The organism is Bradyrhizobium sp. CCBAU 51745 (genome assembly GCF_028128715.1).
GTDB classification, from domain to species: domain Bacteria; phylum Pseudomonadota; class Alphaproteobacteria; order Rhizobiales; family Xanthobacteraceae; genus Bradyrhizobium; species Bradyrhizobium manausense.
Genome location: NZ_LBJP01000090.1, coordinates 115974 through 138544, shown reverse-complemented (window position 1 = coordinate 138544; position 22571 = coordinate 115974). Strand labels below are relative to the sequence as shown.

Below are 22571 nucleotides of genomic sequence, written 5' to 3'. Positions count from 1 at the left end.
GTGCGGCGTGGCGCTTGGCCGGTCGCCATGTCCATGGCGAACCCATTTTGCGGCCCGTCCGTTCAGGACCGTACCAGACCAGGTTTTCCGGGACTTTTATGCCAAGCAAGGTTCGCATCGCGCTGGACGCCATGGGGGGCGACGACGGCGCTGCCGTGGTCATTCCAGGCGCAGCCATTTCCCTCGCGAGGCATCGGGACACCGAATTCCTGCTGGTCGGGGACCGCGCCAGGATCGAGCCCGAGCTCGACCGGCATCCGCAGCTCAAGGCCGTCTCGAGGATCATTCACACCGACGTTGCCGTCAGCGGCTCGGACAAACCGAGCCAAGCCCTGCGGCGCGGCCGCAAAACCTCCTCGATGTGGCTCGCCATCGATGCGGTGAAGAAGGGGGAGGCCGATGTCGCGGTCTCCGCCGGCAACACCGGCGCGCTGATGGCGATGGCCCGGTTCCATCTGCGCACGCTGCCTGGCATCGATCGCCCGGCCATTTCAGCGATATGGCCGACCACGCGCGGCCAGACTGTCGTGCTCGATCTCGGCGCCACCATCGGCGGCGATGCGCGCCATCTGGTGGCGCTCGCGGTGATGGGCGCAGCCATGGTGAGCGTGGTGTTCGACAAGAAGCGCCCCACGGTCGGCCTGCTCAATATCGGGACCGAGGAGATCAAGGGGCATGAGGAGATCCGCGAGGCCGCTGAAATGCTGCGCGCGATGGACCTGCCGGAACTCGAATATATCGGCTTCGTCGAGGGGGACGGCATCGGCAAGGGCATGGCCGATGTGATCGTGACCGAGGGCTACAGCGGCAATATCGCGCTCAAGGCCGCCGAAGGAACCGCGCGCCAGATGGCGGACTTACTCCGTCACGAGATTCAGCGGAGCTGGCTGGCCAAGCTCGGCTATCTGTTTGCCCGCAATGCCTTCCAGGCCCTGCGCGACAAGATGGACCCGAACAAGTCGAATGGCGGCGTGTTGCTGGGTCTCAACGGACTGGTGGTCAAGAGCCACGGCGGAATCAACGCCGAAGGCTTTGCCTATGCGATCGATGTTGGCTATGAGATGGCTCACTACGATCTCCTGAACAAGATCAATCAGATGCTCAACCGCGAGGGTGGTGCACTCAATTCCGTGCAGACCGCGCAGGAGGCTGTTTCGTGACTCAGATTCGTTCGGTCGTGCTCGGCTGCGGCTCTTATTTGCCGGAGCAGGTGGTGACCAACGCCCAATTGGCGGCGCGTATCGACACGTCCGACGAATGGATCGTGCAGCGCACCGGTATTCGCGAACGGCACATTGCGGCCGAGGGCGAATTCACCTCGCATCTTGCGATCAAGGCGGCGCAGGCCGCGCTCGCCGATGCCGGCGTGGATGCGCAGTCGATCGAGCTGATCGTGCTCGCGACCTCGACACCTGACAACACCTTCCCCGCAACGGCCGTCGCCGTCCAGCACGCGCTTGGCATCAACCACGGCGCGGCCTTCGACCTGCAGGCGGTGTGCTCGGGCTTCGTATTTGCGCTTGCGACCGCCGACAATTTCCTGCGCACCGGCGCCTACAAGCGCGCGCTGGTGATCGGCGCCGAGACCTTCTCGCGCATCCTCGACTGGAACGACCGCGGCACCTGCGTGCTGTTCGGCGACGGCGCCGGCGCGGTCGTGCTGGAGGCGCAGGAGCAGCCGGGCAAGGCTGCCACCGACCGTGGCGTGGTGACGACGCATCTGCGCTCCGACGGCCGGCACAAGGCCAAGCTGTTCGTCGACGGCGGGCCGTCCTCGACCCAGACGGTCGGTCACCTCCGCATGGAGGGCCGCGAGGTCTTCAAGCACGCGGTCGGCATGATCACCGACGTGATCGTCGACGCCTTCCAGGCAACCGGGCTCAATGCCGACAGCATCGACTGGTTCGTGCCGCACCAGGCCAACAAGCGAATCATCGATGCCTCCGCCCACAAGCTCCATATCGCGCCGGAGAAGGTGGTGTTGACGGTCGACCGCCACGGCAACACCTCGGCAGCCTCAATACCGCTGGCGCTGGCGGTGGCGCGCAAGGATGGCCGCATCAAGCGCGGCGACATGGTTCTCCTGGAAGCCATGGGCGGCGGCTTCACCTGGGGCTCCGCGCTGGTGCGCTGGTAAAGCCACATCAGATAAAGTTTTGCCGGAATCTGCGCCTAATATCGATGCGTTTGCATTGATGAGCGGTGTTGACCGGCGTATCGTAAGCTCATAATTTCAGACAACAATTGTTCGCCGTGATGTGGGGCAGGGCGATGACCGATCAAAGCAAAACCGTAACGCGTGTGGATCTCTGCGAGGCCGTCTACCAGAAGGTGGGCCTATCGCGGACGGAATCGTCTGCCTTCGTGGAACTCGTGCTGAAGGAGATCACCGATTGCCTTGAAAAGGGCGAGACGGTGAAGCTGTCCTCGTTCGGCTCCTTCATGGTCCGCAAGAAGGGCCAGCGTATCGGCCGTAATCCGAAGACCGGCACCGAGGTGCCGATCTCGCCGCGGCGGGTGATGGTGTTCAAGCCGTCGGCGATCCTGAAGCAGCGGATCAACGCCCAGCACCGCACCAACGGCGATGCCAGCAAGGCTCAACCCGAGGCGTAACCGCCCAACGGATAAGGATTGGCATTTGGACAAGGCGCCGGATGCGTTCCGAACCATCAGCGAAGTAGCGCAGGAACTCGATATTCCGCAGCACGTGCTGCGGTTCTGGGAGACCCGCTTCTCCCAGATCAAGCCGATGAAGCGCAGCGGCGGCCGCCGCTATTATCGCCCAGACGATGTCGACCTGCTCAAGGGCATCCGCCGCCTGCTTTACGGCGAGGGCTACACCATTCGCGGGGTACAGCGGATCCTGAAGGAGCACGGTGTCAAATCGGTGCAGGGCCTGGCCGACGGCGCAGCCGCAGTCTCGTTCGGGGCGATCGAGGACGCCATCGGCGCCAGCCTGATGGAGCCGGACGAGGAGCCGCCCATCAAGGGCATCACCGATGCCGACGATGACGACTATCAGGGTGACGAGGAGGAGGGCATCGACTTCCGCTTCACCGAGGTCGACGACGAGGAAATCCTCACCACCTTCCGCAAGGGCGGCACGCCCGCCGCGCCGGCGGGGCCCAGCGCGCTGGACCGGGAACGGCTGGGTCGGGTGCTCGCCGACCTCGTGGCCTGCCGGGACATGCTAGATCAGGCGCTGAAGGACGGCTGACAGGCTTTTCCTCGGCTTTGTGGGCAGTTCCGGGGCTTTGGGCACGACACCAAAATGCTGCGGCTCGCCTTGCGCATCGCGCCGATCCTAGCTAATGGAACGACGTTCGGAGCGTGGCGCAGCCCGGTTAGCGCACTAGTCTGGGAGACTAGGGGTCGGAGGTTCAAATCCTCTCGCTCCGACCATTTTCTTCAGAGAAGGGCCAAAATGCTTGCGCGATCGCGGGATCGGCAAGCGATCTCCTGTGCTCCGAACAATCCGACGTCAGCGGTTGGTCATCGGCATCGGTCGCGCGGACACGGCTGGTCCGCAGCAGGCTTGCCAAGAGCCCAGGTCGGAACGGCGAACGCGAGCTGATATTGCCCCATCGTGTCCACGATGGAAGCTTGCGCACTCTCCAGGCGTTTGGTCAGCCCACCGACGTTCAGGTCCAGCGCTGCGTCGACGGCCAAAAGCGACATCGAGATGCCCGCAACCGTCGCCGCGATGGCGATCGCCTTCCATTCTGGTGACTTAATCATCTGATTTTATCAGGTAATTACCTTTCGCGCGGGATTCAATCCCTTGCGTGGCATGCGCACGGGTTCTTGAATCGCGACAGTTCGGTAACGGGGTGCGGCGTGCCGTCCCGGTCGCCCGCGAATCGATCGCGGCCTCGGTTCAATGACGTCCGGCGCCGGGGCTGATCTAGCTAGGCGGGCGGCCGCAGATATCCCACCACCATCCGCGTCGTCTCATCCACCAGCGTCCGCACGATCCGGTCCGGCAGCGTCTCGGCCTGGTTCAGCACCGTGTTGTGCGCGACGGCTTCGATGGTGCTGACGCAGATGAAGGTCGCGATATCGAGGTCGATCCTGCGCATCTCCTTGCGGTGGTTGTCGAGATAGGCGCGCATGAGGGTGTGGACCTCGCGGTTGAAGGCTTCGACGTCGAGCTTGCCCGCGCGCGGGATCTGCTCGGCGAGCACGCGATGCAGTTTGGGGTTGATGCGGTGCGCTTCGATCGCAACGGTGACGAGGCGGCGCACGGCTTTCCCGATCGGCATATCGGCAACCTCGATGAGCGCTGCACGGACGATCGCCATGATCTCCTCGTTGTGACGATCGATCACGGCGGCGACGAGCGCCTCCTTGCTCGGGAAATATTGATAGAGCGAGCCGATGCTGACGCCGGCGATTTCGGCGATGCGGTTGGTGCTGGTCTTCTCGAAACCGTCCTTGACCAGAATGCGAGCGGTCGCCTCGACCAGCGCATCGACCGTGGCGCGGGATCGCTGCTGCGAAGCGCTTTTTCGAGGTTTCGTCGGCGGCTTGCGGCCCACGGGCTTGTGATCTGAATGCGAGTAGGAAAAGCGAGTGAATGCTCGCATTATATTGCCGAGGGGCGGCGGGTCAGCAAGCCTCTTTGTCGCCGCCTCGGACGAGCCAGATGGGGATGTGGCCATGAGCGTTGCCAGGATCGTGTCGGCCTTGCAGTTTTGCCCGGTGGGTTGCGGGTTCAGTCCGCCGGCCGGCCGCGATCCCGCGCCGAGCCTGCAGAGCCGGCTGTTCAACCTGCTGCTGCGGCAGCTTCCCTACAAGCAGCAGCTCGCCTCCGCGGAGGCCGTGCAGGCCCATGTGCAGAAGCTCGCGCTGGAGCCTGCATCGTTCGAGCCGACGGGCTTGGGGCGCGGCGTCGATGCGATGCTGACCAAGATGGGCGGATGGCCGGTCTATTATACCGCGCCGTCGTCGGGACATGAGGGCTGCAATTTCGTCATGTTCCTGCATGGCGGCGGCTACATCAACGAGATCGTGCCGGCGCATTGGCGCTTTGTCGGCCAGATGACACGCGAGGCGGACGTCGTCTGCGTCGTACCGATTTATCCGCTGGCGCCGCGCGCCACTGCGAAGGATGTCGTGCCTGCAACCGCCGAGCTGTTGCGGATGCTGCTGGAGGATGCGGGGGAGGCAAAGGTCACGGTGGTGGGCAATTCGGCCGGGGCGGGTCTTGCGCTTGCAGCGTGCCAATGGTTGCGCGACCGCGGCCATCGCCAGCCGAACCGGCTGATGCTGATCTCGCCGGCCGCCGACGCCTCTCTCGGCCGCCCCGAGCAAGCGGAGATCGCCGTGCGCGATCCGATCCAGGATATTCCTGGCATGATCGAGGCCGCGCGGCTCTATGCCGGCGAGCTCGATGTCGGCCATCCCTTCGTCAGCCCGCTCAATGGCGCGTTCCGCGCGCTGGCGCCGATGACGATCTTTTCGGGCACGCGCGATCTGCTCTACCCCGACAGCGTCGATCTCGCGGTACGAGCACGGGCAGCTGGTGTGCCGGTCGAGTTGCATCTGTGGCGTGACCAGCCGCACAATTACGCGCTGATGCCGACGCCGGAGGGCCGGCGGGCGCGTGCGATGATTTTGGGGGCGGTGGCTTAAGGAAAGAGCGTGACCGATGTCACGCTGCGCGCGGCCTCGCGTGAGACCTTGCGTCGGTGGTGCCCGCACGGAGGGCCAATGCGGCTCCGCGGGCGTCTCCTCGATATCAGCGGTTTTGCGGGGCCTTAGGCGCGGCCCTTGATCTCGTAGTGACCCGGCACGCATTTGTAGCGCTCAAGGCGCCAATTTGCGCGATAGATCGGATGCTCGTCCATCCATTTTGCAAGCGGGGCCTGCGCACCGACCGCACATGCCATCATCGACATGTCGGGCGTCATGTTGCTGTCGGTCACGATTTCCTCGACACAGCTGCCCGAGGCAGCAGCGCCAAGCCGGCAGAGCACGGCAACGACGGTTATGAACATTCCAGTCACCTCATCGGCAGTTTCGACCACGAGGAGGATGCAAGCCGAGTGCCACAGTCTGTGTCGGAAACGACACGCTGGCTGGGCCTGCTCGCCCCAATGCCCCATTTGACGATTCGGATTGTAAAAAATTTGTCCCTTAATCGAAGCCGGACAAATACGGGGAACCCAAAGGAATCAGGGGAGAAACGCGCTGATTCGTGACGCCACGCGTCACCACCAGACACGACCGCAGCAACGGTCATTTTCAAGCTGCGGAATAAGCACTTCGGCGGCGCGCGAACCCCACCAGTCGACGGCGTGCCGATCTGGCAGACGCGGCCCCGGGCTCAATAAGGTGCAACCGTTTCATCAACTGACCGCGGTTGCGGTGCCAATGAGCGACGAACGAACCATCTTCGGTGAGACCACGATGACGTGTGGCTCATGCTGCGGCACGCGCCGCCGGCGGCGTCGCGCGATCCGTGACAGCGCGCCCAAGGCGCTGCTACAGTTCGCGCCGGCCCAGTGCATCGCGCTGGAAGGTCAACAGAAGAAAAACAAGGGGAGGGCCGAAAGTCCCATGAAGGAATTTGCTGGAAAGATCGCCGTCATCACCGGTGGCGGCACGGGCATGGGCCGGGAGCTCGCGCGGCAGCTCGTGGCCGAAGGCTGCAACGTCGCGATGTGCGACGTCTCGGAAGCTGCGATGGCCGAGACCAAGCGGCTTTGCGAGGTTGAGAAGCTCCCGCAGGGCCTGCGCGTAACCACCCATGTCGCCGACGTCTCGATCGAGGATCATCTGAAGCGTTTTCGCGATGAACTTGCCGAGCAGCAGAAGACGGACAAGATCCATCTCTTGTTCAACAATGCCGGCATCGGCGGCGGCGGCAGCCTGTTCACCAACACGCGCGAGCAGTGGGAGCGCACCTTCAACATCTGCTGGGGCGGCGTCTATCTCGGCGTCCGCACCTTCCTGCCGATGCTGGTTGCGGCGGACGAAGCCCACATCGTCAATACCGCCAGCGTCAACGGCTTCTGGGCCTCGATCGGCATGGGCCAGGCGCACACCGCCTACAGCTCGGCGAAATTTGCCGTGAAGGGATTCACCGAAGCGCTGATCACCGATCTCCGCCTGCATGCCCCGCACGTCAAATGCTCGGTGGTGATGCCCGGTCATATCGGCACCTCGATCGTCTCCAATTCGCGCAAGGTGCAGAGCGGCGACGGCTCGGAGCGGCTCAATGCCGACGAGGTCGCGCTGACCCGTAAGCGCATGGTCGCGGCCGGCGTGCCAGATGCTGACAAAATGTCGGACGAGGACATCCAGGCGGCGTTCGCCGAGCGCGCCCGCAGCTTCCTCGAGGATGCACCGACGACCGCTGCACAGGCCGCCAAGATCATCCTGGACGGCGTCAAGGCAGAGCGGTGGCGTATTCTTGTGGGAGATGACGCAAAGCGTCTCGACGAACGTGTCCGCGCGACGCCAGAGCAGGCCTATGACCGCGCCTTCTACGAAAGCTTTACCCAGGAGGTCGGCTGGCGGCTTGGCTGACTCTCCTTGGCGGCCTCGCCTTGGCTGAGGCTGCCAATAACGGCTTGCCTAAGTAGGGATGATCATCGTCATCGCAAGGGGCGCGCGATACATTTTACTCAGGTATTTGCCGGCGCCCCTTGCTCATCCTGACGACGTCATGGCGAGACCGAAAGTCACGCATGCAAGGATATTCCCGCGTTCAAGCGATGGTGATCTTGAATAGGTCTCATTCGGCGCAGCGCTGCTTGGTCGGGGAACCAAAATAGTTTAGTGAATCAGGAGTAATGCCACGACAGAGCGTCGCTCCGATGATACCCGCATGCCTCTCCGACGACTTCATCCTCTGCCCGGAGAGAGAAGATATCTCCGCTGAGTTCACCCGCTTGCTGACCGCGGCACAAGAGGGTGGCGCCACCATCGCCGAATGCTTGATGATCGCACGGCGGCTCAAGCACGGCGACGAACAGTCCTGGCATCGTGAGTGGAAGAAGCTGGCCCAGGCCAACAGGCATCGTGCCGAGGCGGCCTTCGCCGAAGGCCACAGGGTCACCGCGCAACGCAATTGGCTGCGCGCGATGAATTATTACGGTGCAGCCGCGATGCCGCTCGATCCCGCCGACGAGCGCCGCTGGGTCGCGGTGCTCGCGATGCAGGAATGCGCCCGCCGTTTCCTCGCGGCGCGCGGGCCCGCCGGCGAGGTCGTGACAATCCCCTGGGGCGAAGGGCATTCATTGCAGGGCTATTTCCTGCCCGCGCCCGCGGCGAACGGCCGCGCTCCGACCGTGATTTGCATCGGTGAGCCCGGGCATCGCAAGGAGGAATTCCTGGTCAAGCTTGCGCCGCATGCGCGCGAGCGCGGATTTGCGATGCTGGCGCTCGATCTGCTCGGCGTCGAGCGCGACGATTACGTGGACGTGCTGCTGCAGCGTCGGGACATCGAGAGCTCGATCACCAGCGCCATGGATTATTTGGAGCTGCGCAGCGATGTCGATTTCGATCGCGTTGCGATCGTGGCCGACGGGTGGGGCTCGTCGTTCGTCGCGCGCGCGGTGTTGCAGGAGCCGCGATTTGCCGCGGCCGTCTGCGATGGCGGTCTGTGGGATCTGCACGAGCGGTCGTTCTTTGCCAGCCGTTTTGCCATGAGGGACCTCAGCATCGTTCCGGTGCCGCATGCGCCGCTGATGGCGTCAAGCGCCGAATGCCCGGTGCTGATCACGCTGGGCGAGGACGGCTGGCTCGAGGCCGATCGTGCGCAGCAGATCGTGCAGAAATCCCGCCTCGGTAGCTCGGACATCGTGCTGAAGGTGTTCACCGCAGCGGAGACCGGCGCGGCACAGGCACATGCCGACAATCCGAGCCTTGCCAACGAATACATCTTCGACTGGCTCGAATCCCAGCTCGGGGCCGCCGGGAAGCGGATCTGAGCGGCCTTCAGGCCGAGAAGCCTTAAAGGTCCAGGGAGATCCTGACGCAGGCCTTCTCGAGCCGGCTCTTCAGCGTCGCGAGCTTGGCGGTGAATTCCGTCAGCTCGTTCTCGTCGAATTCCTGGAAGACGAATTCGCGAATCGTCTTGTACTGCTCGTTGAGGCTCGCGATGTGTTTCTGCGTTTTCTCGACCAGCGACAGCCGCACCACGCGGGCATCCGTTGGCGAGGGGCGGCGACGCAGCAGGCCCTTTTTCTCGAGAAGCTTGGACTGGGTGGTGACGAAGGACGGGTCGACGTGAAGCAGCTTGGAGACCACGTTGATGGGCACGCCGTCGTTCTTGTCGAGGTCGGAAATCGCCATCAGGATCAGCCATTGCGGTCCGCTGATGCCGAGCGTCCTGGCCCAGAACTGACGCAGCTCCTCCAGGTACATGTTGATCGAGGATATCTCCCAGGTAAATCGCCTGATGATATCGAGATTGCCGGCGGAGCGGAGGCGCGCCCCTTCTTTCCTCGTCGCTGACACCGCGTCACTCCCGCAAACTGATTCATTCTCGCCAGTCTTCGCGGCCGCATAGTCCACGCAAGTCTGCCCTGACGCAAGTGCAGAGCAGGGTAATTGTGTCACGGAAACTACAAATATGAGCCGGTCAGCATTTTGGCCCTGGGGCGGTGTTGCGCCGCAGACACAGGGTTAGTGAAACAACAAAGCTGATCTAATAAACTATTTTGATTAACGGAACGGCGCAGGCATATTGATCCGTGACGGTGGGGGGTTCTCGATCGTCCCGTTGCAGGTGGTTCGCTCACGTCCCTCGCGTCTTTCGCGGGTGCGTCCGAAAGCGCGAAGCGGCCGAGCGGATTTGATGAAGAGACGGGGATGTGGGGGGCCATGCGGTCCGATCTCCGTAAAATGAGCAACTTGGAGGTTTTAAATGAAAGTGGTGAAGAGCCTTTTGCTCGGCACTGCGGCGGGTCTGATCGCCGTCGGTGGAGCTCAGGCGGCTGATCTTCCGGTCAAGGCCAAGGCAGTCGAATACGTGAAGATCTGCTCGCTGTACGGTGCGGGTTTCTACTACATGCCGGGCACCGACACCTGCATCAAGTTCGGTGGTTACGTCCGCGCTGACGCTGTTCTCGGCGGTGGTGGCGACTATGATTTCAACAAGAGCACCAGCTCTGCGAACGGTGGGTCGAACAACCGTCTGACCAACTACTATCTCGCCCGCGCTCGTATGGACCTCAACGTCGATACGCGCACCGCGACCGAATACGGCGTCGTGCGAACCTATGCCGACATGGTCTTCACCTATAGTTCGTCCGATGTCACCGGCAGCAACCCGTCCGCGATCTCGTCCAGCTCGGCTGCGCTCGGTCTCTACCACGCGTTCATCCAGTTTGCCGGCTTCACCTTCGGTCGCACCGTCTCGATCTTCGATGCCCCGTGGCAGAGCTATGTGGCGGGCGGTCCCGACACCCTTCCGGGCGGCTCCAACCACGTCAACGGCATCAACCAGGTTGCCTACACGGCTGACTTCGGCCAGGGCATCACCGGTTCGATCGCGTTGGAGGAAGAGACGACGGCGTCGAACGGCCAGTCGAATCTCTGGAACGTCTCGTCGGGCACGGCCGCCCAGTTCGTGACCGGCGTCTATGGCGCCAACGATTGGGGTGGAACACGTTCACCCGACATCACCGGTGCGGTCCGTGTCGACCAGGCCTGGGGTCTGGCCCAGATTTCGGTCGCTGCGCATGACATGCATGCGGCCTATTACGGCGCGACGGAAACCAGCGGTCATCCCAGCGACAAGTGGGGTTGGGCTGTGCAGGGTTCGTTGTCGATCAAGAACATCCCGACCGGTGCGGGTGACGTGATCAACCTGCAGGCCGTCTATACGGATGGTGCGACCCGCTACAACTTCCAGAGCCTGTTCCCGCAAGCCTTCTTCATGTTCGGCGGCAGCAGCTCGGCGTATCAGAGCATCGGCTTCGCCGGTCTTGCTGACGGCGTCTTCGGAACCGGTACCGGCATCGATACCGTGAAGACCTGGGGCGTCCGCGGTGGTTATACCCACAACTGGAGCCCGAATTGGGCGAGCGCCGTCTATGGTGGTTATGGTTCGCTGAGCTACGGCTCGGCGGGCAAGTCCATGATCTGCGCCAACTTCGCTACCATCGCCGTGGCCGGTTCGACCTGTAACCCCGACTTCAACTTCGGTGTCGTCGGTGTGAACACCGTGTGGACTCCGGTCAAGAACCTGGCGTTCACGGCTGACCTGAGCTGGTCGCGCCTGGACCAGAAGTACTCTGGTTTCGTCAACGCTCCGGCGATTGCCAGCGCCGCCAAGCCGGCCGCTGTGTACGAGCTGAAGGACCAGGACTCGTTCACCATGATGCTGCGCGCCCAGCGCAACTTCTGATCATCGATCGCGTCAATCGATCGGAGAGCCTCGGCGGGCGACCGCCGGGGCTTTTTTCTTGGTCAAGGCTGATTTCAAAAATCAGAAATCACCTGCGCGGGCGGCGAAGACGAGCTATGCGATTCAAGCGTCACCAATCTTATTTACTTACCTGAGTTACTAAGCTATATAGCTCTCAGCCGATTTCGAAAGTCACGGCTCTTAGCTTCACGCTAAGCCTCCAGAAACCTCCGGTAGTGCCCTGCCGGAGGTTTTTTGTTGTGGGGAGAGGGTAGGACTCGCCTCAGCCGCGCATGACGCGGGCGCGGGAGTTCGGACGGTAGGCGAGGCGGCTGTGGCCGATGCAATAAGGCTGGCCCTCGTGCGCGGCGTTGCCGCAGAAGCAGAAATCCGCCGCGCCGGGCGTGGAGATCGGCCAGCGGCAGCGATTCGCATCGAGCTCCATCAATGAGCAACGGTTGGCGTCGTCGATCGGCCCGGTCACCCCTGCCGCGTCTGCTTCGCCGTAGATCGTGGCGAGCATTTCAAATTGCAGGCGAGGCACCGCTTTGGGCGGGCGCGGGACGGGCGTTCGGTCCTGCAGCCTGCGCTCGTCGAGCGTGCGGCCGCGCGTGAGATTGAGGCGCGACAGCTTGCCGATCACGGCGTTGCGGCTGACCCCGATGTCGGCCGCGATCTCGCGGCAGGATAGGCCAGCCTCGAAGTGTTGCTTCAGCAGTTCAATTCGTTCAACGGTCCAGGTCGGAGAGAGCACAGGCATTTGTAACGGTCCCAGGTTGCGACATCCGGCCATCAGCAGCTCGAGATCCGTCCGCTTCACGCTCGTCGCGCGTTCACGTCCTGCCATTGTCGCGGATCGACAAAAGCCCGTCCTTGATGGCGAGACGGATGCCCTCCTCGATCAATGTCCGTGCGACGCCGGGAACGCTGGTGCCGTGGGTGCCCTGTCTCACCAGTTTTTCCAGATAGGTGATGGTCGAGAGCGCCAAGGTTACGGGAATGCGGTCAGTCTCGGCTTTTTCGGTGGCCATGGCCCGAACGCTAGCCTCTTACTCGGGTACATAAAAGTAACGATTAAGACTCTATTTAGGTTCGAGGGTGGAAGTCAAATCCGGGCTTATCGGTGGCCCAGCGTATTGGAATCGCTCAGAAAAATTGACGAGCGCCAGCGCACCGCACGGGTTGCCGGGCAGCGCATGGTGTCGGCAGGGCAGGAGGTTGCGGCCGGGCTCAGCCGTGCACGATCGCTTTTTCGATCATGCAATGGATGCCCTTGGAGCCGTTGACGGTCTGGGTCACCCGCAGATCGGCCGCGAGGCTGCACAGCGTGTAGGCGTCCTCGCGCGAGAGGTTTCGCGTTTCGCCGAGCAGCGCGATCATGTCGCGCAGCGCGCGGACCGCGCATTGGTCGAGGTCGGGGTCCATCGCCATGGTGATGTAGTGGGTCGGCGTCTCCGCGCGCGGATAGGCGAACCGCAAATCCTTGCGCAGCGTCAGCCGGAAGCGGCCCGAGAGCGCGGTCTCGATCGCGGTGACGCACACCTCGCCGTCGCCCTGCACGCCATGGCCGTCGCCGCAGGAGAACATCGCGCCCGGGACGAACACCGGCAGATAGAGCGTCGCGCCGGCGCCGAGCTCCTTGTTGTCGAGGTTGCCGCCCATGGCGCGCGGGACGAGCGAGGAGATGCGGCCCCAGCTGGCGGGCGGCGAAACGCCCATCACGCCGAAAAACGGCTTCAGGGGCAGGTCGAGGCCCCAAGGCATACGGCCGACCATCCGCGCCCGGTCCAGCGGGATGTTGAGAAGTCGGGTCTCGTGGAAATCGTCGGGCAGGGTGCCGGCGAGCGGCTTGATCAGATTCCAGCCCCAATCCTGCCGAAGCTTGACGTCCAGGATATCAACCTGGAGGACGTCGCCGGGTTCGGCACCGCCGACGGCGATCGGCCCGGTGAGAATGTGACCTGGCACCATCCGATCGGATTTCGCATGCACCTCGGTCATCTCAGGCGGAACGTGAAACCGGCTGCGGTCCGGGATCACTTCGGGCCCGCCGCTGATGGTGTCGACCGTGACCTCGTCGCCGCTTGCGACAGTGAGGACTGGCTTGAGGCTGGCTTCGAAGAAGCCCCAATGGCAGGTTTCGGCGCTCGCATGCAGGTGGTGATGGGTCATTTGCGGGGTCCAGTCGTTGTCATTCGAAAGCGCTTGAGAACTTGCAATGGCCGGGCTTGACCCGGCAATCGATCCTCTTCCAAGAAGATTTCTGAAGACAAGCGGGCGGGTCAAGCCCGCGTGGCACAGCTACGATCATTTCAGCGAGGTTTCTTCTGTTCTTCGTTCTTTCCAAGACGCTCGGTGCCGCGGTGCTGCCGCTCAATCTTCTGGTCGAGCTCGGGATCATCGCGGTCGTGCTGATGGCAACGCGCTTTGCCCGGTTCGGCCGCAAGCTGGCCGTGTCCACGCTGGTCCTGCTCGCGCTCGCGGCATTTTCGCCGCTCGGCAATCTCCTGCTCTATCCGCTGGAATCGCGCTTTCCGCCGTGGGATCCGTCGCGCGGCGCGCCCGACGGCATCATCGTGCTGGGCGGCTCCGTCGATACCGATCTGTCGGCGGCGCATCGCACCCCGGTGGTCGCGCATGCGGCCGATCGCTTGTTGGCGCCGGCCGAGCTCGCACGCCGTTATCCGAAGGCGCGTATCGTCTTCACGGGAGGCTCAGCGAACCTGGTCTCGACGGACGCCAGAGAGGCCGACTATTCGGTGCCGATCCTCGAGGGCATCGGCATTCCGAAAGAGCGCCTGGTCGTGGAGCGGAACTCGCGCAACACTTACGAGAACGCGATCTTCACGAAGCGCCTGGTGCAGCCGAAGCCAGGCGAGCGTTGGCTGCTGGTCACTTCGGCTTTTCACATGCCGCGTTCGATGGGCATTTTCCGCAAGGCCGGATTTGACGTCGAGGCCTATCCCGTCGACTGGCGGATGGGCGGGCCCGACGATTTGTTTTCTTTCACCAATATCAGCGCGGACGGTCTCGGCCGCACCGATGTGGCGGTGCGCGAATGGATCGGCCTTCTGGCCTACCGCCTCATGGGCCGGACCAGCGAGTTGCTTCCGGGACCTGCGAAGGACTAGAACAGAGCGCAGAAACGCAAACGACCCGTCGGGAGGCTTCCAATGCAACAGCAGAGTGCAGACAGGATCGATCTTGCCGGTCTCGTCGCCGATCTCAACAATCTGTTGCGGCTGAAGACCACGGTGATCGGCATGAAGCTGTTCGCGCGTGCCGAAGACATGGAAGCGATCCCGAAGATCCGGCGGCCGACTGCGATCCACACCACCGACCAGATCGTCAGCATGGCCTCGCGGCTCGGCTGGACCGTGGGCATCACCGGCGACGATCTCGTCGGCAACCAGTGCCGCGCGGTGATCGGCCTTAGCCCTCAGGACGAGAAATGGCTCGCCGGCGAAAACTATGTCGGGGTCTGGCATGGCACCGCGGAGGATGCGCGCAAGCGCCAGGAGGCACTGGACGTGGTCCCGTTCGGTCAGTATCAGGCGCTCGCGGTCAGCCCGCTCGCAAGCGGCCGGCTCGATCCGCCCGACATCTGCCTCGTCTACGCCACGCCCGGCCAGATGATCATCCTGATCAACGGGCTGCAATATACCGGCTACAAGAAGTTCGAATGGGGGGTGGTCGGGGAGACTGCGTGCGCGGATTCCTGGGGGCGGGCGCTGAAATCAGGCGAGCCCAGCCTGTCCTTGCCATGCTATGCCGAACGGCGCTATGGCGGCGTGCCTGATGAGGAGATGCTGATGGCGCTGAAGCCGCATCATCTCGCCAAGGCAATCGAAGGCATGAAGGCGCTGGCCAAAAACGGTCTGCGCTATCCGATCCCGCCCTATGGAATTCAAAGCGACGTCCGCGCCGGCATGGGCGTGAGCTACGCAAAGAAGTAAAGGCCAGTCATGAGCTCTGCGAAATTCGACATCGTCGTCTACGGCGCGACCGGTTTCACCGGCCAGCTCGTGGCCGAATATTTGGCGGCGCATTACAAGAACGACAAGCAGCTCAAATGGGCGATGGCTGGACGCAGCCTCGACAAGCTGAAATCCGTGCGCGATGCGATCGGCGCGCCCGCCGACACGCCACTGATCGTTGCGGATGCGTCCGATGCTGCCTCGCTGAAGGCGATGGCGGAGCAGACGAGATCTGTCATCACGTCGGTTGGCCCGTATCAGCTCTACGGCGAGGCGCTGCTGGCGACCTGCGTCGCCACGGGTACGGACTATTTCGATCTCTGCGGCGAGCCGATCTGGATGCGGCAGATGATTGACAAATACGAGGCGGCTGCGAAGGCGAGCGGCGCGCGCATCGTGTTCTCCTGCGGCTTCGACTCCGTGCCGTTCGAGCTCGGTACGTTCTTCGTGCAGGAAGAGGCCAAGCGCGTGTTCGGCGCTCCGGCCCCGCGCGTGAAAGGCCGCGTGCGCGACATGCGCGGTACGCTTTCGGGCGGCACTGCCGCGAGCGCCAAGGCGACCTTCGATGCTGTCGCCAAGGACATCAGCCTCGTCGCGATCCTGAACGATCCGTTCGCATTGACGCCTGGCTTCACCGGTCCGAAGCAGCCGAGGGGCAACAAGCCGCTGATCGAGGAGGATCTGAACTCCTGGGCCGCGCCGTTCATGATGGCGCTGATCAACACCCGCAACGTCCATCGCTCCAACATGCTGATGGGCTTTCCCTACGGCCAGGACTTCGTCTATGACGAGATGGTCCTGACCGGTCCCGGCGAGAAGGGCGAGGCCAACGCCAAGCGCGTGATGGCGGCGAACGCCGAGAAGACCGGCCCGAGCGCGCCGAAGCCGGGCGAGGGGCCATCGAAGGAGGAGCGCGAGAACGGGCTCTTCAATTTGCTTTATGTCGCAATCGCGCCCGACGGCCGCATGGTTCGCGCCGGTGTGACCGGCGACCGAGATCCCGGCTATGGCTCGACCTCGAAGATGATCTCCGAATGCGCGATCTGCATGCTGCGTGACGCGACTGACGTCGCATCCGGCTTCTGGACACCGGGCGCAGCGATGCAGCACAAGCTGATCAGGCGGCTGCAGGAGCATGCAGGGCTGAGGTTTGAGGTGGAAGCTTAAGGTCCGTGTCCGCGAAGTTCGACATCGTCGTCTACGGTGCGACCGGATACACCGGCCGGCTTGTGGCCGAGTATCTCGCTGCGCATTACGTGGGTGACGGCGCGCCGACATGGGCGCTCGCCGGGCGCAGCAGGGACAAGCTTGCCTCCGTTCGCGATACGATCGGCGCGCCCACTGACACGCCGCTGATCGTCGCGGACGTGGCCGATCCGGCGTCGTTGCGGGCGATGGTCGATCAGGCGAAGCTCATCGTCACCACGGTCGGTCCCTATCAGCTTTATGGGGCCGATCTGCTTGCCGCCTGCGTCGCCTCGGGCACCGACTACATGGATCTCTGCGGCGAGCCGATCTGGCTCAAGCAGATGATCGACCGGCACGAGGCGGCCGCCAAAGCGAGCGGTGCGCGCATCATGTTCTCCTGCGGCTTCGATTCCATGCCGTTCGAGCTCGGCGCGTTCTTCGTGCAGGAGGAAGCAAGGCGCGTGTTCGGTGCGCCGGCGCCGCGCGTCAAAGGGCGCGTCCGCGACCTCAGCTGGAAGTTCTCCGGCGGCACCTCCGCGAGCGCAAGGGTCACCTTCGAAGCGGTTGCGCAGGATCTCAGCCTGGTGTCGATCCTCAAGGATCCTTTCGCATTTACGCCCGGCTTCGAAGGGCCGAAGCAGCCGCGTGGCAACCGGCCTGTTTTCGAGGAGGATCTGCAATCCTGGTCCGCCCCGTTCGCGATGGCGACGCTGAACACACGCAACGTCCATCGCTCCAACATGCTGATGGGATTTCCGTACGGCAGGGACTTTGTCTACGACGAGATGGTGCTGACGGGTCCGGAGGACGAAGGGCAGGCCAACGCCAAGCGCGTCATGGCCGCCAACAGCGAAAAGACCGGGCCCGAAGCGCTCAAGCCCGGCGAGGGACCGTCGAAGGAAGAGCGCGACAACGGTCATTACGATTTGCTCTATATCGCGATCGCGCCCGATGGCCGCCAGGTTCGCGCGGCGGTCAAGGGCGACCTCGATCCCGGCTACGCGTCGACGGCCAGGATGATCTCGGAATGCGCGGTCTGCCTGCTGCGCGATGCGCCTGACGTTCCGGCCGGCCTCTGGACGCCGGGCGCGGCGATGCAGCACAAGCTGATCAGGCGGCTGCAGGAGCACGCAGGGCTGAGGTTTGAGGTGGAGAGCTAGCCCGGCTCTCGTAGGGTGGGCAAAGGCGCATCGCGCCGTGCCCACCATCTCTCGGTGGTGGGCACGCTGCGCTTTGCCCACCCTACGGCACTGAAATTGTCTCTACGCTGCCCTCGCGTCATAGGCGTACATGAAATCCATGCTCTTCGAGCCCAGTGGCAACAGAAGTTTGATCATCTGATTTCTCATCCACGCGCCGGCGGCGCTGAACTCGCGTTTGTTGTTGCCGTTGCGCCGGGCGATGGCGACGATCTTTTCCGCGCGCGGCCGACGTTCGGCTTCGAAGGCCTGGAAGGTCGCCGTCAACTCCTGACCCTCCTGCATCAGCCGGGCGAGCCGCATCGCATCTTCCAGCGCGAGCGAGGCGCCCTGTCCGGCATGCGGGCTGGTTGCATGGGCGGCGTCGCCGATCAGCAGCGATCGCTTGCGTGACCAGGTCGGCAAGGTTGCGACGTCGAACGTGTCGGTGACCACAATGTTCTCGGCCGCCTCGATGATCCCAGGGATCGGATCGTGCCAGCCCTGATGGAAGCCGCGTAGATGCTGCTTCAGCGCCTGTGCGTCGAGCGCGCGAAACATCGCGGCATCCATGCCGTGCGCGGGCTGCGTGCTCCACCACATTGCGCCGTCCTTGGGATCCGGGCTGCAATAGCCGTAGCCGAAGAAGCCGCTCTGTCCGAACGTGGTCTCGACACGCCCGCCGATCGCCCTGCCGCCGAGGGCCGAATGAGGGACGAAGCCACCGAAGCCGATCAGTCCGGTGTTGAAGGGTTTGGGACCATCAGGCACAACCTGGCGCCGCGTGATCGAATGCACGCCGTCGGCGCCGATCAGAAAATCGCCCTCCGCGGTGGTGCCGTCGGCGAAATAGGCGATGATGGGCTGGTCGCCGCGATCCTCGATCTTGATCAGGCGCTTGTCGAAATAGAGCGAAGCGCACGTGCACCAGGCCTTGTCGATCAGCATCTCGTTCAGCGAGGCGCGGCAGACGTTCACGGCGGGTTGGCCGAACCGCCGCGCCATGTCGCGGTTGATCGAGCCGAGCCGTCGGCCGTCTTGCGAATAGAAGTCGAAGGATTCCGCGATCGAGCCGCGGCTGATCAGCTCGCCGGCAAGCCCGATCTCGTCCATGACATGCATGCCGTTCGGCGCGATCTGGAGGCCGCCGCCGATGCCCTTGGAGTAGGGCCAGGCTTCGTAGACCGCGGATTCGATGCCGGCGCGGCGCAGCAGGATCGCAGCGACGGGCCCGGCAATGCCGGCGCCGATGATGAGGGCCTTGCGGGGACGGTGAGGCATTGGCTTGCTCCCGAGGTTTCCGTGGTGCTAGGAGAAATTAAGGTCACTAAATCTCTTAGTGGCTAAGATATATATCGGCTAAGATATGAGGTGGGCCTTGTCAAGGGCAAAGGCGCGCGCGGCGTTGCTGGGAGAATTGGAAGAGGCGATGCGACGGTCGTCCGCGCAGGGCGTGCTCTATGGGCAAGCCGTTGCGAACGTGGCCGGAATTGCCAATTCCGACCTCGAATGCATGGACATTCTCTATCTCGAGGGGCGCGTGACCGCGGGCAGGCTTGCCGAGGTGACGGGGCTCACGACGGGCGCCATCACCGGCGTGGTCGATCGGCTCGAGAAGGCAGGGTTCGTGCGACGCGAGCGTGACGAGGCCGATCGTCGCAAGGTTTTCATCGCCGTCGTGCCCGAGACCGCGAAGAGGATCGGCCAGCTCTATGTGCCGATGCAGCAGGCGATGGAGAAGGTCTTCAGCGCCTATACCGACGAGGAGCTGCGCCTGCTGCTGCGTTTTGCCAATGAGGGCTACGAGGGCGTGGTCGCAGCGACCGCAGCATTGAAGGGCCTGCTTGATACGCCGCCGGAGCAGCGGCCCGATCTCAAGCTGAAGAAGCATCCTCGCCGGACCTGACCTTGTAGGCCTGTGCGGCCGCGATCATGCCCCACATCGCGCCCAGCATCATCCAGAAATGGCGCCAGTGGTCGGTGTCGATCACGAAACTTTCGCCGACGGTGCCGACGAAGGCGGAGAACACCGCGAGGTAAGCGCGCTGCCAGGGCACGCGGACGAAGATGTGGCGCAAGCCAGTGATGACGGTGGTGAAGACCAGCGCCGGATAGCAGACGCCGGAGAGCCAGCCGCCGGACATGAAGGCGTTCAGGTAGGAGTTGTGGGTGTCTTCGGGGAAGTAGCGGTGGAATTGCAGGGGGCCGATGCCGAACGGCAGGTCGAGCGCCATCTCCGCACCGAGGATGTGGCGGCCGAACCGGCCGAAGCGGCCCTCGTCATAGCTCTGGTCGAAGCTCGCGCGCTGCTTGAACATCTCGGCGACGGAATCGAACGACAGCAGCACCGCGATCAGCGCCAGGCCCAGCACGACCGCGACGATCGCCATGACGATGATGCGTGAGCGCTCGGCATTGCTGCGGCTGGTCAGCACCATCAGTGCCAGCATGAAGGCCGAGGTCAGGATCAGCCCGCCCCAGGCGGCGCGGGAAAAGGCGAGCAGGATCGCCAGCGACATAATGGCGAAGGCGATGGCGTTGCGGAACGCCTTGGCGAGCTTGTCCGAGACCACGCTCTGAAGTGCAAACAGCGCCGGCAGGATCAGGAACGCGCCAAGCACGTTCGGGTCCTTGAACGTGCCGCGAGCGCGCTCGTAGAGCGTCAACAGATCGTGGCCGCCGGGGACCAGGTTGAAATAGCCTGATATAGCCGAGAGCGAGGCGATCATCGCGCCGACCACGAGGCCACGGCGCAGCATGTCGAGCCGCGCCGCCGTGTCCTCGGAAATGACCATGGCAAAGAACACCACGGTGACGGCCATGTACCAGGAGGTCGCGATCCAGCTTGCGACCTCCGACTGGTCGAGCAGCGGGATCGCGCCGATGGTGTAGCCGACATTGAGCAGCACCAGGGCCAGCACCAGCGGCATCAGCACGAGCCGCAGGCGCAGGCCGGTGGCAAAGAAGGCGACGGTGGCGAGCAGCGTCGCGATCTCGTAAGGGCTCGGCTCGATGAAGACGATTGCGCCCGAGGCGCCGACCAGCCAGACCAGCGCGCGCTGGAGGGCAAGCACGCCGGGCGCAGCCGGTGCGGCTACGTTCATTCCACCGGCAGTTGCCGCATACGCCATCACACGCTCACGCAAATCTCACGCCACAAATACCGCTGTCATCGCCCGGCTTGACCGGGCGATCCAGTACTCTGCGGCGCCTGTTGCGGAAAACGGCTGGCGCCTCGGCGTACTGGATGCCCCGGTCAAGCCGGGGCATGACGGAAACTCAATACGCGTTCTCGTTCTTGGTCAGCAGCGAGAGCGGCGTTTTCAGCAGAATGACGAGGTCGAACAGCACCGACCAGTTCTCGATGTAGTAGAGGTCGAACTCGACGCGCTTCTGGATCTTCTCTTCATTGTCGATCTCGCCGCGCCAGCCGTTGATCTGAGCCCAGCCGGTGATGCCGGGCTTGACGCGGTGGCGGGCAAAATAGCCGTCGACGGCCTCGTCGAACAGCCGGCTCTGAAGCTTGCCCTGCACCGCGTGTGGACGCGGGCCGACCAGGGAAAGATTGCCCGAAAACACCACGTTGAAGAGCTGCGGCAGCTCGTCGAGGCTGGTTTTGCGGATGAAGCGGCCGACGCGGGTGACGCGCGGATCGTTCTTGGTCACGACCTTCGAGGCCGTCGGGTCGGCCTGGTGGTGATACATCGAGCGGAATTTATAGACGTCGATGCGCTCATTGTTGAAGCCGAACCGCTTCTGGCGGAACAGGACGGGACCGGGGCTGTCGAGCTTCACCGCCAGCGCCACCAGCGCCATCACGGGAAGGGCCGCAAGCAATGCGAGGCTGCCGACGACGCGGTCGAACAGCCATTTCATCACCAGATCCCAATCGGTGATTGGTGCCTCGAACACGTCGAGCGTCGGCACCTCGCCGAGATAGGAATAGGAACGGGGCCGGAAGCGCAGCTTGTTGGTGTGCGCGGAGAGACGGATGTCGACCGGCAACACCCAGAGCTTCCTCAGCATCTCCAGGATGCGCGTCTCCGCCGAAATGGGCAGCGCGAACAACACGAGATCGACGCGGGTGCGCCGGGCGAATTCGACGATGTCGTCGACCTTGCCGAGCTTGCGCGTGCCGGCGCAGGTATCGAGCGCGCGGCTGTCGTTGCGGTCATCGAACACGCCGAGCACGTGGATGTCGGAATCCTCCTGTGCCTTCAGCGCCTCGACCAGCTGCTCGCCGTTGCTGTCGGAGCCGACGATGATGGTGCGGCGATCGAGCCGGCCCTGGCGCGCCCAGCTGCGCACCAGCGAACGAAGGATGAGGCGCTCGGCGATCAGCGCGGCGAGGCCAAGGAAATAGAAGGCGGCGAGCCATAGCCGCGAGACCTCGCTGCCGAACTTGGCGAAGAAGGAGACGCCGATGAACAGCAGGAAGACGAACGACCAGGACGAGATCATCCGCGTCATCTGCCGGAGTTGGCCGCGGAACAGCTGCACCTGGTAGATGTCCGCGGCCTGGAAGCAGACCACGGCTGCGACTGCGACAGCGACGATCTCTAACGGATAGACCCAGCTGAAGCCGTTGTGCGGCATGACGTAGCCGACATAGACGGCGATGCCCACCACGATGAGCAGCACGAAGTCGATAGCGCGCACGACGCCGGCAATCACGATCGGCGAATAGGCGCGGGCGACTTTCTGATTGACGATCTCGAGCGCAGCCGGCGTGAGCCGGCGGCGGCGTTCCACGAAATTAGTCCCGGCAGGCCGGGCCGCGGCGCTGGTCGCGGCATCGAGCATCGAGCGTGCGTTGAGCGGTTCCACGGGCGTCTACGTCCATTCCAAAAACTCGCGGCACGGCTT

At 63.6% G+C, this 22571-nt stretch carries 23 protein-coding genes and 1 tRNA gene; 14 read left to right on the top strand and 10 right to left on the bottom strand.

Translation table 11 applies throughout. From position 1 onward, the window contains the following. Positions 1–98 precede the first annotated feature (98 nt). From plsX to XH98_RS32140, 5 genes are all read left to right on the top strand, one after another. Positions 99–1160, top strand: coding sequence for a phosphate acyltransferase PlsX (plsX, locus tag XH98_RS32160; RefSeq protein WP_271600483.1), 1062 nt, complete (start codon positions 99–101; stop codon positions 1158–1160). Next, positions 1157–2137, top strand: coding sequence for a beta-ketoacyl-ACP synthase III (locus XH98_RS32155; RefSeq protein ID WP_271600484.1), 981 nt, complete (start codon positions 1157–1159; stop codon positions 2135–2137). Before plsX ends, XH98_RS32155 begins: the two co-directional genes overlap by 4 nt. A 134-nt stretch (positions 2138–2271) precedes the next feature. Continuing rightward, a complete protein-coding gene (locus XH98_RS32150) occupies positions 2272–2613 on the top strand; it encodes an integration host factor subunit alpha (protein ID WP_018456841.1) in 342 nt (113 codons plus the stop codon). 25 nt (positions 2614–2638) lie between these two features. After that, the gene (locus tag XH98_RS32145; protein ID WP_271600485.1) at positions 2639–3217 is read left to right on the top strand and encodes a MerR family transcriptional regulator; all 579 of its coding nucleotides are present in this window, start codon (positions 2639–2641) and stop codon (positions 3215–3217) included. 107 nt (positions 3218–3324) lie between these two features. Next, a tRNA-Pro gene (locus tag XH98_RS32140) sits at positions 3325–3402 on the top strand. A gap of 90 nt (positions 3403–3492) precedes the next feature. On the opposite strand, the gene XH98_RS32135 is transcribed toward XH98_RS32140, so the two are convergent. Next, positions 3493–3738: a hypothetical protein gene (locus tag XH98_RS32135; protein ID WP_271600486.1), complete on the bottom strand. Its 246-nt coding sequence runs from the start codon at positions 3736–3738 to the stop codon at positions 3493–3495. Positions 3739–3908: 170 nt separating this feature from the next. Further along, positions 3909–4538, bottom strand: a complete 630-nt coding sequence (locus tag XH98_RS32130; RefSeq protein ID WP_271620993.1) for a TetR/AcrR family transcriptional regulator — start codon at positions 4536–4538, stop codon at positions 3909–3911. Between the two features lie 121 nt (positions 4539–4659). Between XH98_RS32130 and XH98_RS32125 the strand changes: the two genes are divergently transcribed. Next, positions 4660–5634, top strand: a complete 975-nt coding sequence (locus XH98_RS32125) for an alpha/beta hydrolase fold domain-containing protein (RefSeq protein ID WP_271600488.1) — start codon at positions 4660–4662, stop codon at positions 5632–5634. A gap of 125 nt (positions 5635–5759) precedes the next feature. On the opposite strand, the gene XH98_RS32120 is transcribed toward XH98_RS32125, so the two are convergent. Then, a complete protein-coding gene (locus XH98_RS32120; RefSeq protein WP_057756768.1) occupies positions 5760–5999 on the bottom strand; it encodes a hypothetical protein in 240 nt (79 codons plus the stop codon). A 562-nt stretch (positions 6000–6561) separates the two neighbouring features. On the opposite strand from XH98_RS32120, the gene XH98_RS32115 reads away from it, so the two are divergent. Beyond that, the gene (locus XH98_RS32115) at positions 6562–7533 is read left to right on the top strand and encodes an SDR family NAD(P)-dependent oxidoreductase (protein WP_271621059.1); all 972 of its coding nucleotides are present in this window, start codon (positions 6562–6564) and stop codon (positions 7531–7533) included. A 290-nt stretch (positions 7534–7823) separates the two neighbouring features. Next, positions 7824–8939: an alpha/beta hydrolase family protein gene (locus XH98_RS32110; RefSeq protein ID WP_271600489.1), complete on the top strand. Its 1116-nt coding sequence runs from the start codon at positions 7824–7826 to the stop codon at positions 8937–8939. A gap of 22 nt (positions 8940–8961) precedes the next feature. Here the strand turns inward: XH98_RS32110 and XH98_RS32105 are convergent, their stop codons facing one another. Beyond that, complete coding sequence (locus XH98_RS32105) at positions 8962–9468, bottom strand: MarR family winged helix-turn-helix transcriptional regulator (RefSeq protein ID WP_271600490.1); 507 nt, start codon at positions 9466–9468, stop codon at positions 8962–8964. Positions 9469–9877: 409 nt separating this feature from the next. Here XH98_RS32105 and XH98_RS32100 point away from each other — a divergent pair, with 409 nt between their 5' ends. Then, positions 9878–11362, top strand: coding sequence for a porin (locus XH98_RS32100; protein WP_271600491.1), 1485 nt, complete (start codon positions 9878–9880; stop codon positions 11360–11362). A 283-nt stretch (positions 11363–11645) separates the two neighbouring features. On the opposite strand, the gene XH98_RS32095 is transcribed toward XH98_RS32100, so the two are convergent. From XH98_RS32095 to XH98_RS32085, 3 genes are all read right to left on the bottom strand, one after another. Continuing rightward, positions 11646–12122 (bottom strand): GcrA family cell cycle regulator, encoded by a 477-nt coding sequence (locus XH98_RS32095; RefSeq protein WP_271600583.1) that lies wholly within the window; start codon positions 12120–12122, stop codon positions 11646–11648. Between the two features lie 73 nt (positions 12123–12195). After that, complete coding sequence (locus tag XH98_RS32090; protein ID WP_007603456.1) at positions 12196–12393, bottom strand: hypothetical protein; 198 nt, start codon at positions 12391–12393, stop codon at positions 12196–12198. A gap of 199 nt (positions 12394–12592) precedes the next feature. After that, positions 12593–13534 carry an acetamidase/formamidase family protein gene (locus XH98_RS32085; protein WP_271620992.1) on the bottom strand — a complete coding sequence of 314 codons (942 nt, stop codon included), beginning with the start codon at positions 13532–13534 and terminating at the stop codon, positions 12593–12595. Between the two features lie 191 nt (positions 13535–13725). Here XH98_RS32085 and XH98_RS32080 point away from each other — a divergent pair, with 191 nt between their 5' ends. The 4 genes from XH98_RS32080 to XH98_RS32065 are packed head-to-tail and all read left to right on the top strand — an operon-like array spanning position 13726 to position 17687. Further along, entirely contained in the window at positions 13726–14493 is a 768-nt protein-coding gene (locus tag XH98_RS32080) for a YdcF family protein (protein ID WP_271620991.1), read from the top strand. Between the two features lie 42 nt (positions 14494–14535). After that, positions 14536–15318, top strand: coding sequence for a DUF169 domain-containing protein (locus XH98_RS32075; RefSeq protein WP_057756320.1), 783 nt, complete (start codon positions 14536–14538; stop codon positions 15316–15318). Between the two features lie 9 nt (positions 15319–15327). Beyond that, the gene (locus XH98_RS32070) at positions 15328–16506 is read left to right on the top strand and encodes a saccharopine dehydrogenase family protein (protein ID WP_271600494.1); all 1179 of its coding nucleotides are present in this window, start codon (positions 15328–15330) and stop codon (positions 16504–16506) included. 5 nt (positions 16507–16511) lie between these two features. Continuing rightward, positions 16512–17687: a saccharopine dehydrogenase family protein gene (locus tag XH98_RS32065; protein WP_271620990.1), complete on the top strand. Its 1176-nt coding sequence runs from the start codon at positions 16512–16514 to the stop codon at positions 17685–17687. 102 nt (positions 17688–17789) lie between these two features. Here XH98_RS32065 and XH98_RS32060 read toward each other — a convergent pair whose 3' ends face one another. Further along, positions 17790–18986, bottom strand: a complete 1197-nt coding sequence (locus XH98_RS32060) for an FAD-dependent monooxygenase (protein WP_271620989.1) — start codon at positions 18984–18986, stop codon at positions 17790–17792. A gap of 148 nt (positions 18987–19134) precedes the next feature. On the opposite strand from XH98_RS32060, the gene XH98_RS32055 reads away from it, so the two are divergent. Then, the gene (locus tag XH98_RS32055; protein ID WP_271600497.1) at positions 19135–19611 is read left to right on the top strand and encodes a MarR family transcriptional regulator; all 477 of its coding nucleotides are present in this window, start codon (positions 19135–19137) and stop codon (positions 19609–19611) included. Here XH98_RS32055 and XH98_RS32050 read toward each other — a convergent pair. Beyond that, entirely contained in the window at positions 19580–20836 is a 1257-nt protein-coding gene (locus tag XH98_RS32050; protein ID WP_271620988.1) for an O-antigen ligase family protein, read from the bottom strand. The two genes, XH98_RS32055 and XH98_RS32050, sit on opposite strands and share 32 nt — an antisense overlap. Before the next feature lie 148 nt (positions 20837–20984). Beyond that, on the bottom strand, positions 20985–22532 hold the full coding sequence (locus tag XH98_RS32045; RefSeq protein ID WP_271620987.1) for an undecaprenyl-phosphate glucose phosphotransferase: 1548 nt from the start codon (positions 22530–22532) through the stop codon (positions 20985–20987). Between the last annotated feature and the right edge of the window lie 39 nt (positions 22533–22571).

Bases quoted from the DNA above. Each gene is read 5' to 3' on its own strand.
- XH98_RS32055 (WP_271600497.1), top strand. From the start codon at position 19,135: ATGCGACGGTCGTCCGCGCAGGGCGTGCTCTATGGGCAAGCCGTTGCG.
- XH98_RS32090 (WP_007603456.1), bottom strand. From the start codon at position 12,393: ATGGCCACCGAAAAAGCCGAGACTGACCGCATTCCCGTAACCTTGGCG.
- XH98_RS32115 (WP_271621059.1), top strand. From the start codon at position 6,562: ATGAAGGAATTTGCTGGAAAGATCGCCGTCATCACCGGTGGCGGCACG.
- XH98_RS32135 (WP_271600486.1), bottom strand. From the start codon at position 3,738: ATGATTAAGTCACCAGAATGGAAGGCGATCGCCATCGCGGCGACGGTT.
- XH98_RS32120 (WP_057756768.1), bottom strand. From the start codon at position 5,999: ATGTTCATAACCGTCGTTGCCGTGCTCTGCCGGCTTGGCGCTGCTGCC.
- XH98_RS32085 (WP_271620992.1), bottom strand. From the start codon at position 13,534: ATGACCCATCACCACCTGCATGCGAGCGCCGAAACCTGCCATTGGGGC.
- XH98_RS32050 (WP_271620988.1), bottom strand. From the start codon at position 20,836: ATGGCGTATGCGGCAACTGCCGGTGGAATGAACGTAGCCGCACCGGCT.
- XH98_RS32110 (WP_271600489.1), top strand. From the start codon at position 7,824: ATGATACCCGCATGCCTCTCCGACGACTTCATCCTCTGCCCGGAGAGA.
- XH98_RS32095 (WP_271600583.1), bottom strand. From the start codon at position 12,122: ATGCCTGTGCTCTCTCCGACCTGGACCGTTGAACGAATTGAACTGCTG.
- XH98_RS32100 (WP_271600491.1), top strand. From the start codon at position 9,878: ATGAAAGTGGTGAAGAGCCTTTTGCTCGGCACTGCGGCGGGTCTGATC.
- XH98_RS32150 (WP_018456841.1), top strand. From the start codon at position 2,272: ATGACCGATCAAAGCAAAACCGTAACGCGTGTGGATCTCTGCGAGGCC.
- XH98_RS32125 (WP_271600488.1), top strand. From the start codon at position 4,660: ATGAGCGTTGCCAGGATCGTGTCGGCCTTGCAGTTTTGCCCGGTGGGT.
- XH98_RS32060 (WP_271620989.1), bottom strand. From the start codon at position 18,986: ATGCCTCACCGTCCCCGCAAGGCCCTCATCATCGGCGCCGGCATTGCC.
- XH98_RS32070 (WP_271600494.1), top strand. From the start codon at position 15,328: ATGAGCTCTGCGAAATTCGACATCGTCGTCTACGGCGCGACCGGTTTC.
- plsX (WP_271600483.1), top strand. From the start codon at position 99: ATGCCAAGCAAGGTTCGCATCGCGCTGGACGCCATGGGGGGCGACGAC.
- XH98_RS32075 (WP_057756320.1), top strand. From the start codon at position 14,536: ATGCAACAGCAGAGTGCAGACAGGATCGATCTTGCCGGTCTCGTCGCC.